The 11,783-nt window shown below is 61.8% G+C and carries 11 protein-coding genes and 1 pseudogene; 2 read left to right on the plus strand and 10 right to left on the minus strand.

The genetic code is table 11. The annotated features are described in order from the left end of the window. Positions 1–4: 4 nt before the first annotated feature. The 7 genes and pseudogenes from ATY75_RS28215 to ATY75_RS28245 form a co-directional block, all read right to left on the minus strand. Positions 5–640 carry a hypothetical protein gene (locus tag ATY75_RS28215; RefSeq protein ID WP_088940053.1) on the minus strand — a complete coding sequence of 212 codons (636 nt, stop codon included), beginning with the start codon at positions 638–640 and terminating at the stop codon, positions 5–7. Further along, a complete protein-coding gene (locus ATY75_RS28220; RefSeq protein WP_088940054.1) occupies positions 637–1,428 on the minus strand; it encodes a TIGR04255 family protein in 792 nt (263 codons plus the stop codon). Before ATY75_RS28220 ends, ATY75_RS28215 begins: the two co-directional genes overlap by 4 nt. A 152-nt stretch (positions 1,429–1,580) precedes the next feature. Continuing rightward, positions 1,581–2,222 (minus strand): annotated as a pseudogene (locus ATY75_RS28225) (magnesium chelatase domain-containing protein); the annotation flags it as partial. Positions 2,223–2,395: 173 nt separating this feature from the next. Beyond that, positions 2,396–3,343 carry a glutathione synthase gene (gshB, locus tag ATY75_RS28230; protein ID WP_088940055.1) on the minus strand — a complete coding sequence of 316 codons (948 nt, stop codon included), beginning with the start codon at positions 3,341–3,343 and terminating at the stop codon, positions 2,396–2,398. 86 nt (positions 3,344–3,429) lie between these two features. After that, positions 3,430–4,452, minus strand: a complete 1,023-nt coding sequence (locus tag ATY75_RS28235) for an ABC transporter permease (RefSeq protein ID WP_064836006.1) — start codon at positions 4,450–4,452, stop codon at positions 3,430–3,432. Further along, on the minus strand, positions 4,436–5,956 hold the full coding sequence (locus ATY75_RS28240; protein ID WP_064841235.1) for a sugar ABC transporter ATP-binding protein: 1,521 nt from the start codon (positions 5,954–5,956) through the stop codon (positions 4,436–4,438). The genes ATY75_RS28235 and ATY75_RS28240 overlap by 17 nt, the downstream gene beginning before the upstream one ends. Positions 5,957–6,113: 157 nt before the next feature. Then, complete coding sequence (locus tag ATY75_RS28245) at positions 6,114–7,097, minus strand: sugar ABC transporter substrate-binding protein (RefSeq protein ID WP_088940056.1); 984 nt, start codon at positions 7,095–7,097, stop codon at positions 6,114–6,116. 331 nt (positions 7,098–7,428) lie between these two features. On the opposite strand from ATY75_RS28245, the gene ATY75_RS28250 reads away from it, so the two are divergent. Then, the gene (locus ATY75_RS28250; RefSeq protein WP_088940057.1) at positions 7,429–8,451 is read left to right on the plus strand and encodes a LacI family DNA-binding transcriptional regulator; all 1,023 of its coding nucleotides are present in this window, start codon (positions 7,429–7,431) and stop codon (positions 8,449–8,451) included. 26 nt (positions 8,452–8,477) lie between these two features. On the opposite strand, the gene ATY75_RS28255 is transcribed toward ATY75_RS28250, so the two are convergent. The 3 genes from ATY75_RS28255 to rsmI all read right to left on the minus strand — a co-directional run bounded on the left by ATY75_RS28255 (position 8,478) and on the right by rsmI (position 10,374). Next, entirely contained in the window at positions 8,478–8,981 is a 504-nt protein-coding gene (locus tag ATY75_RS28255; RefSeq protein WP_088940058.1) for a cupin domain-containing protein, read from the minus strand. A 117-nt stretch (positions 8,982–9,098) separates the two neighbouring features. Continuing rightward, a complete protein-coding gene (locus ATY75_RS28260) occupies positions 9,099–9,467 on the minus strand; it encodes a YraN family protein (protein WP_088940059.1) in 369 nt (122 codons plus the stop codon). Beyond that, positions 9,457–10,374, minus strand: a complete 918-nt coding sequence (gene rsmI / locus ATY75_RS28265) for a 16S rRNA (cytidine(1402)-2'-O)-methyltransferase (protein ID WP_088940060.1) — start codon at positions 10,372–10,374, stop codon at positions 9,457–9,459. Before rsmI ends, ATY75_RS28260 begins: the two co-directional genes overlap by 11 nt. 248 nt (positions 10,375–10,622) lie before the next feature. Here rsmI and dnaN point away from each other — a divergent pair, with 248 nt between their 5' ends. Continuing rightward, positions 10,623–11,741 (plus strand): DNA polymerase III subunit beta, encoded by a 1,119-nt coding sequence (gene dnaN / locus ATY75_RS28270; RefSeq protein WP_088940061.1) that lies wholly within the window; start codon positions 10,623–10,625, stop codon positions 11,739–11,741. Positions 11,742–11,783: the final 42 nt, after the last annotated feature.

Consider the following 11,783-nt stretch of genomic DNA (forward strand, 5'->3'; position numbering starts at 1 on the left):
GGACTTACTTCTTCCGAGGAGCGCCACGTCGCTTGAGGGCGGTTGGCGCGAAGCCGTCATTGTCTCCGAGAGGCACGTCCGAAGATGCCGCAACGCGGTCGGTCCAATGATCATGGCGGCCGATAAGCTCGTCAACGACCCTGAGCGCTCCGCCACCGGCACCTTTCCCGGCTCGACGCTTTGCTTCCTCCAGCATCCCCTCCTTGAGAAGTTTGAAGATCGCCTGATCGTTGGCTTCCAACACAGCTCTTGTTTCTACGGGATTGTCACGGTCGATGAACGAAATCGCCTCGTGCATCCGCTGTACCGCCCTGATGTTCAGGTCCGTCACGACTAGACCGTCACGCCAGTTATAAAGTGATTGCCGGGTGCAACTGAGAAGGATCGCGATCTTCTCCCAGCTATAACCCGTGATCATTTTGATCTCTCCGAGTTGGCTGATAAAGCGCGACGATTTAACGGCGTTGGCGTTGCGCTCGGAAACACTGTCAGCCTGGAAAAGGTCGGAAAGTGTCGATGTTGTCGGGGCGGAAGATCGGTAGCCGTCGGGGCGGCTCCGTCGGTATAACAGGAAGTCTTCGCCTCCATCCCCCCCGTAACTACCTGTGCCGCCGAAAGACGCGCGTCTGAGTGCCGTCATTTCGTTATCCTTCCGTACTTGTCCAGAAACCGGTCAGTTACCGACCACCTGAAGATTGTATAAGCTCTAGTAGCGAGCGAGTAGGTCGCCTCTGCTGCGGCTTTGGCATCAAATGCCACCATGGCAGATTCGTGAGCCATGTAGGAGTCTACATCAAGAAACCATGAAGGCTTCGGGATCGGAGACATGATGTCCGGGTCGTGTGACGCGCTTGCGGGCATGTGTCCCCATCGCACCAGAACGCCGCCCTCGCGCGACGGGGCCTCAAGCTCGGAAATCATGTGGTGCGCCTTCCCGAAGACATCCTTAACTCCGATCATTTCCTGCCGCAGCATGCCGCTCATGCTCTCATCCTCCGCGAGTTCGACTTGGTCAATGTACCTGATCCCGACCCGGTCGATGTGCGTGGGGGCAATCTCCTCCGCCAGTTGCTCTAGTAGAAAAAGGAACCGTTCGCAGAAGTCTTTCCTGGACGTATACTTCGTGGTTTCCAACGACATAAAAGAATCGGACAGCGAAACGCGCCATGCATCGCCGCTGAGATACCGCCAGATATTTGTGGTTACGAGTTGTGGTGTCCCGATGACGAAGCCGTTCAGGGTATCGGTAGCAGTGCGAGGATAGCGCTTGCGTATCCTCTCCTGAAAGGGCGCAACGAACGATTTTTCCTGTATCGACTGGATTTCCGGAAACCTCACCTGCGCTAAAACCCTAGCGAGCGGCGCGTTCGCTAGAGGAATCTCGATAGTCTCCTCAGAAAATAGAGGATTGGTGATTTCCGTTGTCATTGATTATCCGAAACTGGGTGTCCAACGACCATAGCACCATGTAAAGTGAAACGTAAAGCAACAAGTTCCGCGGCAAAGAATATTTGATGCCAGTCTGCTCGACCCAAGGGCAGCGAGAGCTGCTCTGCGACGTAATTAATGTATCACAACGTCAAGAGATTGTGGCCGCCGGCGGCCGCCACTTCGAGCGCCCGCTTGGAGCTTTCCTGGCCCTTGATCTCGGCGAGATCCGGCAGGTTGGCGGCATTGGCGCGGATCGACGCTTCCGGCCTGGACAGCACCTGCGTACCGCGGAAATGATTGGCAAGGGCGATCAGGCTGCGCGGGGCGAGAATATTGACCTCGGCGCCGGCCCAGGCAGCCTCGGCGCCGCTTTCGGCCGGGCAGATCAGCCCCTTGCCGAGCGCATTGGCGCCGATGGCAGCCGGCAGCGCGCCTGAAATGGCGGCGATGGTGCCATCGAGGTTGAGTTCGCCGACGACGACATAATCCGACAGCGCGTCGGCGGGGATGGCGCCGAGTGCGGCCATCAGGGCAAGCGCGATCGGCAGATCGAAATGCGAGCCCTCTTTCGGCAGATCGGCGGGCGCCAGATTGACGGTGACCCGCTTGCCCGGCAGCGACAGGCCGGAGGCGTGAAGGGCGGCCTGCACGCGCTCGCGGCTTTCGGCCACCGCCTTGTCGGGTAGGCCGACGATCTGCATGCCGATCTTGCCGGGCGCGACCATGACCTGGACCTCGACCGGCACGCCTTCGATGCCCTGAAATGCCACCGTACTGACACGCGCGACCATATGCCCACCCCTTGCCCGCCAACTCTTATACCGCCTGCAACCCTTCAGGGCCAGCGGTTGCAATCTGGCATGGAAGCGCGAATAAAACAAGAACAATGAAGGAACGTAGTCGGATATATGCTGTGACCGGGGTTGTATCGGTCACAGCAGGGGCATGGGGTTGCGACGACGGCTCAGCCGCGCTTGCGCTCGATCGCATCCCAGAGCAGGCCTGCGATATCGGCGCCGCCGAATTTTTTCACTTCGCGGATGCCTGTGGGAGAGGTGACGTTGATCTCGGTCATATAATCGCCGATCACATCGATGCCGACGAGCAGGAAGCCGCGTTCCCTGAGCGCCGGGCCGATGCGATCGCAGATTTCCTGTTCGCGCGGCGTCAGTTCGGTCGCCTCGGCGCGGCCGCCGACATGCATGTTGGATCGGCTGTCATGTTCGGCCGGCACGCGGTTGATGGCGCCGGCAAATTCGCCGTCGACCAGGATGATGCGTTTGTCGCCCTTGCGCACGTCGGGCAGATATTGTTGGGCGATGAAGGGCTCGCGGAACAGCTGGCCGAACATTTCGAGCAACGAGGAGAGGTTGCGGTCGTCGCGGGTCGAATGGAAGACGCCGGCGCCGCCATTGCCGTAGAGCGGCTTGAGGATGATATCGCCCATCTCGTCGCGGAAGCGGCGGATCTCGGCGGCATCCTTGGTGATCAGCGTCTTCGGCATCAGGTCGGCAAATTCGGTGACGAAGATCTTTTCCGGCGAATTGCGCACCCAGGCCGGATCGTTGACGACGAGCGTCTTCGGATGGATGCGCTCGAGCAGATGCGTCGAGGTGATATAGGCCATGTCGAAGGGCGGATCCTGGCGCAGCAGCACGACATCCATTGTGGACAGATCGACGCGCTCGGGCGCGCCGAGCTCGAAGTGATCGCCCTTGACGTCGCGCAGCAGCATCGGCTCGACGCTGGCAAAGAGCTTGCCGTCGCGGAAGCTCAGGCGTTCAGGCGTGTAATGGAACAGCCGGTAGCCGCGCACTTGCGCTTCCAGGCTCATGGCGAAGGTGGAGTCGCCCGCAATATTGATGCCGGCGACATGATCCATCTGGACCGCTACATTGGTGATCTTGGCCATTTCCGTCCCTCGCTGAATGCCGGACAGATGTAGGTCGGCCCGGTATCAAACGCAACGGTCAATCAAGGGCTTCCGGCGCCAGCCAGTTACCGTGTTTCGAGGATGCGCATCAGCCGGCCGCGATAGCTGTCGAGAATGACGGCGAGCACGATGACGGCGCCGATGACGATCGGCTTGATGTTGTCGTCGGCGCCGAGCAGCTGCAATCCGGTCGACAGCACCTGCAGAATGCAGGCACCGACCAGCGTGCCGATGATCGAGCCCTTGCCGCCCGACAGGCTGGTGCCGCCGATGATGACCGCGGCGATGGCGTTCAGCTCGTAGCCGATGCCGGCGACCGGGCTGCCGACATTGAGGCGGAGCAGATAGACCATGGCGGCAATGCCGGCCGTCAGCCCCGAGATGGTGAAGACGGCGATCTTGTATCGTTTCGGCTGGTGGCCCGACAGGCGGACGGCCTCTTCATTGGTGCCGATGGCGAAGACGAAGCGGCCGAAGACGGTGTAGCGCAGCACGAACCAGCCGATGAGCACGACGATGATCGCAATCAGGAAGATCGACGGGAATATGCCCCAGAAGATCAGGTTGCCGAAATCGACGAAGGGCTGCGGCAGGCCCGTGATCGTCGAATTGTCGCTGACGACGCGGGCCAGGCCGCTGGCGACGTTGAGCATGCCGAGGGTGACGATGAAGGAGGGAAGCTTCCACTTCTCGCAGATCCAGCCGTTGACGGCGCCGAGCGCAGCACCGGTGCCCATCGAGGCCAGACAGGCGAGAACGATCGCCTGCCACGGCGAAAATGCCGGATTGATCATGATCGTGGCGCCGATCACCGTGCAAAGGGCAAGCAGCGATCCCACCGAGAGATCGATGCCGCCGACCAGGATGACGAAGGTCATGCCCGCGGCCAGCACGGTGTTGATGGCGATCTGCACGAAGATCTTCAGGAAATTCTCAGGCGTGGCGAAATAGGGCGCGGTCGCCGAGAAAAACGCCAGGATCAGGACGAGGGCAATGGCGACGCCCGCCTCCTTCATCGAGATCCTGATCAGCTTGTCCCAGAAGCGCGCTTCTTTTGCCTCGGTCTGTTTTTCAATGCTGGCGGACACGGCTGTACTCCTTGTAGGCGAGCGACAGGATCCTGCTCTCGTCAAATTGTTCGCGGGCGATTTCGCCCGATATCTTGCCGTCGGAGAAAACGATGATGCGATGGCAAATGCCGATCAGCTCCGGCAGGTCCGAAGATACCACCAGCACACCTTTTCCCTCGGCGGCAAATTTCCACAGAAGCTCGTAAATCTCGGCCTTGGCGCCAACGTCGATGCCGCGGGTCGGCTCATCGAAGATCAGCACCTTGGGGCCGCGAAACAGCCATTTGGCAATAACCACCTTCTGCTGATTGCCGCCGGAAAAAGTTCTGACCGCCTGATGAATGGAGGGGGTCTTGATCCGCAGCTCGCGCACGAGGCGCTGCGAATGGTCGTCCTCCGCTCTCCGGTTGATCAGCCCGTTGCGGGAGATCTTGGCGAGATCGGTGATGGTGGAATTCTGGGCGCAGCTCATGTCGAGCATCAGGCCCTGCATCTTGCGGTCTTCGGTCGCCAGGCACAGCCCGGCGGCAACCGCATCCCTAGGCGAATGGATCTCGACCGGCTCGCCGTCCAGGCGGATCTCGCCGGAGGCCTTCAGGTCGGCGCCGAAGAGGGCGCGCACCGCCTCGGTGCGGCCGCTGCCGACCAGGCCGGCAATGCCGACGATTTCGCCCTTGGCAACCGAGAAGGACAATTCCGGGCTGCTGCGCGTCACCTTCAGGCCGGAGACGCCGAGCGCTTCGCCGGAGATTGTGCTGTCGCCTTTGAAGATGCCGTGATCGGCAAGCTTGCGCCCGACCATCAGCTCGACGATATCGGGAATAGCAAGGCCTGCCAGCGGCCGGGTGATCACGTGCTGGCCGTCGCGCAGCACCGTCACATCGTCGCCGACTTCGAAGATTTCCTCCAGCCGGTGCGAGATATAGAGGGTGGTGACGCCGCGGCCCTTCAGCCGCTTCAGAATTTCGAACAGGCGATCGACCTCCTTGGAGGTCAGGGTCGCCGTCGGTTCGTCGAGAACGAGAAGCTTGCTTTCGTAACACAGCGCCTTGGCGATCTCGACCAGCTGCAGCTGGGCGACGCTGAGGCGGCTCGCCAGCGTCGTCGGGGCGACATCGAGGCCGACCTCTTCGAGCAGTTCGGCGGCCCTGGCGTTCATCGCCTTGTAGTTCACCAGGCCGTAGCGGCGCGGCAGATGTTCGAAGAGCAGGTTTTCCGCAACCGTCAGGTTGGAGAGGGGATGCAGTTCCTGGTGAATAACCCGGATGCCGGCCTTGAACGCCTCGAGCGGCGAGGCCGGGTGATAGGGCGTGCCGTCGAACAGGATGTGACCGTCATCCGGCCTGAAGACGCCGCCGAGCAGATTGATCAGGGTCGATTTTCCGGCGCCGTTCTCGCCAAGGAGAACATGCCCCTTGCCGCGGCCGATCCGCATCGAAACATCCTTGAGCGCCACGACGCCCGGGAAGCGCTTGCCGATCCCTTCCAGCCTCAGGATGTCGTCATCTGCTGCGTCTGACACGTCGACCTCATGCACGCTTATACGATCCTCCGCGCAAGGCGCATCGGAGAGGCTCGAAAACAAGCCTCCTCCGGAGCGATCACGCATCAATCGGTTTGGTAGCGGTTGGCGCCGGCCAGCAGCCGGCGCTTCTTTGGTTTTACAACCGGCGATCCGATTATTTCAGATCGGCAGAGGTGACCAGCTTGACGTCGGTCTTGACCCAGCCGGTGAATTTTTCGCCGGCAAGTTCGCGCATGCCATAGTCGATGCCCATGACCGCCATCTGGGCGCCATACTGCTCGACGGTGGCGAGCATCTTGCCATCCTTGATCAGCGGCTGAACCGGCGGAATGTTGTCGAAGCCGACAACCTTGATCTTGCCGGCCTGGCCGGCGGCATCGAGAGCCTTGACGACGCCGAGGGCCATGGAGTCGTTGGCGGCCATCACGCCTTGAATATCCTTATACTTCGTCAGGAAATTCGTCATGACGGTATTGGCTTCCTCGGTCTCCCAATGGGCGGTCTTGCTGTCGAGAAGCTCGAGCTTGCCCGATTTGACCGAGTCCATGAAGCCTTCCTTGCGCTCCTTGGCGTTGTCGGCCTCGGGGTTGCCTTCGAGGATGACCACCTTGGCACCGGCTCCGAGATCCTTGGCCAGCGCATCACCTGCAAGCTTTGCGCCTTCCTTGTTGTCAGGCCCGAAGAAAGCCAGATCGATACCGGCCTTCTTCTTGGCATCGGCATCGAGCGGCACGTCGATGTTGATGACCTTGACGCCTGCCTTGACCGCCTTTGCCAGCGGCGTCGCCATCGCCTTTGAATCGGCGGGTGCGACGACGATGATATCGTATTTCTGGGTGACAAAGTTCTCGACGGCGTCGACCTGCGAGGCAAAGTCACGCTCGTCCTTCATGCCGACGGCCTTGAAATCGAACTTGTCCTTGTTCTCGGCCGCATATTTGTCGGCGCCGGCCTTCATCTGCTTGAAGAACTCATTGGACAAGGATTTCATGATCAGGCCGACCTTCGGCTTCTCGGCCGCAAAGGCAGTCGACACGCTGCAGGACAGCGCCAGCACCAGGGTGCCGGCGAGGCCGAGCTTCAAGGCTGCACGGCGCGGTGCATTGATCAAGACGGATTCACGCTTAAAATTGGACATTTTTTCCTCCGAACGGCCCTGGGCTCAGCTCCATCTGAGTTGCCCGCGGCAAATGAACCGTTTCCAACGCCAAATGGGTAACACGCCTCCAAAAATTGTCAAGCGAGCAAAACAGCCCCCGAGAGCGAACTGCACCGCCACGTTCGACGCATATTGACATGTGCGCGATGAACCGTTTCCATACCTCTGGGCAGGCGCTGCTCTGATGGTCGGATGCCGGAATCGAGACACGGCCCTTTGACTAGGGACCTGAAGACCATTAGCTGGAAGCCAGGATCAGGCGCCCTCGGGCACCTTGCGCAGGCGAAGATGAAGGGCATCTATTTCTGTCATGTCAAAGGTCGGGATCAGGGATGTTGCCAAGCTTGCGGGTGTTTCCACCGGCACCGTTTCCAGGGTTTTGAACGATCATCCCTCGGTGACCAGAGACGTGCGGGCGCGCGTCGAAGGCATCATCAAGGACCTGGGTTATCTGCCCGACCCGTCGGCAAGAAGCATGCGCAGCAAGGTCAGCCGCCTGATCGGCATCGTCATTCCGGATCTGACCAATCCGTTCTTTTCCGAACTTGTGCAATCGGCGGAACAGGCGGCGGCCAATCACGGCTATAATATCATCGTCATGACCTCGCTCGATCATGCGGCCAAGGAAGCCGATCGGATCAAGCAGCTGACGAGCCGGAAGGTCGACGGCATCATTCTCGTTCCCAGCAATGATTTCCATACGATCAAACTGCCGAAAGGCTTGCCGATCGTCGTCGTCGACCGTCTTATGCCCGGATATTCCGGCATTGCCGCCGATCACCGCGCAGGCGTTCGCCTCGGCGTCGAGCATCTACTGAAGCTCGGCCATCGCCGCATCGGCTTCATCTCAGGGCCCGGACACTCCGTCCCCGCCAACGACCGCCTCAGGGGTTATCTCGACGCAATCGAGCAGGCGGGGGAACAGGCGGACGGCAGCGCGAAAACGGCCGGACCGCCGCTGATCGCCGAGGCGGCCTTCGACTATGAGAGCGGCCGCTCGGCGGGAAATTATCTTCTGGCGCGGGCGCGCAACGAGCGGCCGACGGCGATCTTTGCCAGTTCGGACCAGCAGGCGATCGGCTGCATGCGGGCGGCGCATGATCTGGGAATTCCGGTTCCCGCGGCCCTTTCCATCGTCGGTTTCGACGGCATCCCGCTCGCCAGCATGACGACGCCGCGCCTGACGACGGTGAAGCAGCCGATCCAGGACGTCGCCGCCGCCGCGGTCGCCGTTCTGTTGAACAAGCAGACCGCGCCGGAACTCGACAATCCGATCCTGTTTGCCTGCGAGGTTTTAGAGGGGGAAACGACCGCCCCGCCCCAGCCCGACTAGCCGCGCATGATGGCCGGCGGCGCTTTTCAGGCGGCGATGCCCTGATTGCCGCCGTTGCGCAGCATGTTGCGCAGGCGATAGGCGATCGCCAGCGGCTTGGGGAAAGGCTTGCGCAGGAAGGCGACCTTGCGGACATAGGTGTCGACCCGCCAGCTCGCCCAGGTTCCGCCGGCGAAAAAGGCGACGTCGCCGGCACAGAGCGTGCGTTCGGTGCCGTCCTCGGCGGTGATATGGACCTCGCCTTCGAGGATCATCACAGTCTCGTCCCAGCCGAAATACCAGCGGAATTCGCCTGATGTGCAATCCCAGATCGCCGTCAGCGAGGCCTCGTCATGACCGCGCGAATGTTCGGCGGTGCGGGCCTGCGGATTGCCGCTGACGATCCAGTCCGGGTTGATCGGCGTCGATTTCAGCGGCAGGAGATCGCTCGCATGCGCGACAAAGGATTTGCCGGCCGGCTTCGCCACGGCATAAGGCACCGAGCGCGCGGCCATGGCGACCGCACTTGCAAGCATCAGCTTCCAGGCCATGAAACAACCCCCAAATCTTTATCCCAACCGAGATTTGGGTAACAGACAGTCGTAAGAACCTGGTTCACGCGGGAACTAAAAGTTTAACGATCGGGACAGCGATGGGTTGAAACCAGGTCAGAAGGCGTCGGGAAAGTGCCGCGGCAGCCGGCCCGGCATCACCGCGACGATATCATAACGCTGGGAAAGCCGGGCCTGATCCGGCTGGCGGGCGAGCCAGAGATCGCTTGCCGCTCGTATCCGCTTCTGGGCGGCGGCGGAGACGGCGTCGACGGCCGCCGCCTCGCCATGGCGGGCCTTGACCTCGACGAAGACGGCGAGATCACCCTTGCGGGCAATAATATCGATCTCGCCGAGCCGGGTGCGGTGGCGCAGCGCCAGGATGCGGTATCCCTTCAGCATCAGAAAGACGGCGGCGACATATTCCGACATCAGGCCGCGGCGCAGCGCCTTCCTTTTTAAGGCGGTGAGATCGCTATCGCCCATCGGCGCCCTTCAGCTCCAGCAAGCGCTGGTAGAGCACCTTGCGCGGCAGACCGGTGAGACGGGCCGCCTCGGTCGCAGCCTTGGCCGTCGGCATGGTTTTCGCAAGATCGGCCAGCACGGCTTCGACATCGGCCTCCGGCGTTTCCAGCGGCTCCGGCGGGCCGACGACGAGGACGATCTCGCCCTTGACGTTGTCCACCTCCCGGTAATGCGCGGCGAGCTCGCCAAGCGTGCCGCGGCGGAACTCCTCATAGGTCTTGGTCAGCTCGCGGCAGACAGAGGCCGACCGGGCGCTGCCCAGCACGTCGGCGGCTGCAAGAAGCGTGGCGCCGATGCGATGCGGCGATTCAAAGAAGATCAGTGTCGCGGGGGCCGCGGCAAGTTCGCCGAGACGGTCGCGGCGGGCCTTGTCCTTGACCGGCAGGAAGCCGGCGAACAGAAAGGCGTCGTTCGGCAGGCCGGAGCCGACAAGGGCTGCAAGCGGGGCCGAGGCGCCGGGAATGGGAATGACGCGGTAACCTGCCGCAATCGCCTGCTGCGCCAGCCGATAGCCGGGATCGGAGACCAGCGGCGTGCCGGCATCCGACACCAGTGCCACCGAGCGGCCGGCCTCCAGCGCCTGGAGGAGCCGCGGGCCGGCCTCGTCGGCATTGTATTCGTGATAGGCGAAGGGGCGGTTCTGGATGCCGTAGCGGTCGAGCAGCACGCGGGTGACGCGCGTATCCTCGCAGGCGAGCACATCGGCGCCGGCCAGCGTTTCCAGCGCCCGCAGCGTGATATCGCCGAGATTGCCGATCGGGGTGGCGACCAGATAGAGCGCCGGTTCCAGCGGCCGCGCCGGTACCGCCATATTGTGCAGGCGGAAGCCTCGCCGGGTGGCGGGCTGCTCTGTCGTTTCCTCATTCATGCGATTTGCTTTCGTCCCGCCGTCGTCGCGCCTTTATGGGCGAGCGGCACGGCTTCGGCAAGGGTTCGGATTTCTGTGAGAATTGCCCGGGAAAACCGCAAATGCAGGCGCTTGGCCCTCCATGCCTCTTGCAATCCGATGCTGAAGTCTGCCATTTTGCCCGTCCACTCCTCCGGTCTCAGGCCGGGAAAGCATTCTTCGGGTGCTCGATGCGCCCGGACAGTCACGGTCGAAAGCGGTAGCATTCCATGCGTATTACTATTGAGCGGTCAAACCTGTTGAAATCGCTGAACCACGTGCACCGCGTGGTCGAACGTCGCAACACGATCCCGATCCTGTCCAACGTATTGCTCAAGGCCGACGGCCAGAACCTCGACATGAAGGCGACCGACCTCGACCTCGAAATCACCGAGGCGACACCGGCAAGCGTCGAGCAGCCAGGCGCCACCACCGTTCCGGCCCATCTTCTCTACGATATCGTGCGCAAGCTTCCCGACGGCTCGGAAGTGCTGCTCGCCACCAGCAGCGACGGCGGCTCGATGACGGTGCAGTCCGGCCGCTCGAAATTCTCGCTGCAGTGCCTGCCGGAATCCGACTTTCCCGATCTGACCGCCGGCACCTTCACGCATTCCTTCAAGCTGAAGGCGACCGACCTGAAGATGCTGATCGACCGCACACAGTTTGCGATCTCGACCGAGGAGACGCGCTATTATCTCAACGGCATCTTCTTCCACACGATCGAGAGCAATGGCGACCTGAAGCTCAGGGCGGTCGCCACCGACGGCCACCGGCTGGCGCGCGCCGATGTCGATGCGCCCTCCGGCTCCGAAGGCATGCCGGGCATCATCATTCCGCGCAAGACGGTCGGCGAGTTGCAGAAGCTGGTCGACAATCCGGAGGTGACGGTGACCGTCGAGGTCTCCGATGCCAAGATCCGCCTGACGATCGGCTCGATCGTCATGACCTCGAAGCTGATCGACGGCACCTTCCCGGATTACCAACGGGTCATCCCGACGGGCAACGACAAGGAAATGCGTGTCGACTGCACGACCTTCGCCCAGGCCGTCGACCGTGTCTCCACCATTTCCTCCGAGCGCGGCCGCGCCGTGAAGCTGGCACTGTCCGAAGGGCAGCTGATGCTGACCGTCAACAATCCGGATTCCGGCAGCGCGACCGAGGAAGTCGCCGTCGGCTACGATACGGATGCGATGGAAATCGGCTTCAATGCCAAATACCTGCTCGACATCACCGCGCAGCTTTCCGGCGAGCAAGCGATCTTCCTGCTGGCCGATGCCGGCTCGCCGACGCTGATCCGCGACACGGCGGGCGACGATGCGCTCTACGTGCTGATGCCGATGCGCGTCTGACGGGAACGAAGGCCGCCCGGCTCCGTTTTTCCTCCTGTTAAG

Origin of the sequence: Rhizobium sp. N122, from assembly GCF_002211295.1 — a bacterium.
In the GTDB taxonomy this organism is placed as follows: domain Bacteria; phylum Pseudomonadota; class Alphaproteobacteria; order Rhizobiales; family Rhizobiaceae; genus Rhizobium.

Bases quoted from the DNA above. Each gene is read 5' to 3' on its own strand.
- ATY75_RS28250 (WP_088940057.1), top strand. From the start codon at position 7,429: ATGTCAAAGGTCGGGATCAGGGATGTTGCCAAGCTTGCGGGTGTTTCC.
- ATY75_RS28215 (WP_088940053.1), bottom strand. From the start codon at position 640: ATGACGGCACTCAGACGCGCGTCTTTCGGCGGCACAGGTAGTTACGGG.
- ATY75_RS28255 (WP_088940058.1), bottom strand. From the start codon at position 8,981: ATGGCCTGGAAGCTGATGCTTGCAAGTGCGGTCGCCATGGCCGCGCGC.
- ATY75_RS28220 (WP_088940054.1), bottom strand. From the start codon at position 1,428: ATGACAACGGAAATCACCAATCCTCTATTTTCTGAGGAGACTATCGAG.
- dnaN (WP_088940061.1), top strand. From the start codon at position 10,623: ATGCGTATTACTATTGAGCGGTCAAACCTGTTGAAATCGCTGAACCAC.
- gshB (WP_088940055.1), bottom strand. From the start codon at position 3,343: ATGGCCAAGATCACCAATGTAGCGGTCCAGATGGATCATGTCGCCGGC.
- ATY75_RS28260 (WP_088940059.1), bottom strand. From the start codon at position 9,467: ATGGGCGATAGCGATCTCACCGCCTTAAAAAGGAAGGCGCTGCGCCGC.
- rsmI (WP_088940060.1), bottom strand. From the start codon at position 10,374: ATGAATGAGGAAACGACAGAGCAGCCCGCCACCCGGCGAGGCTTCCGC.
- ATY75_RS28245 (WP_088940056.1), bottom strand. From the start codon at position 7,097: ATGTCCAATTTTAAGCGTGAATCCGTCTTGATCAATGCACCGCGCCGT.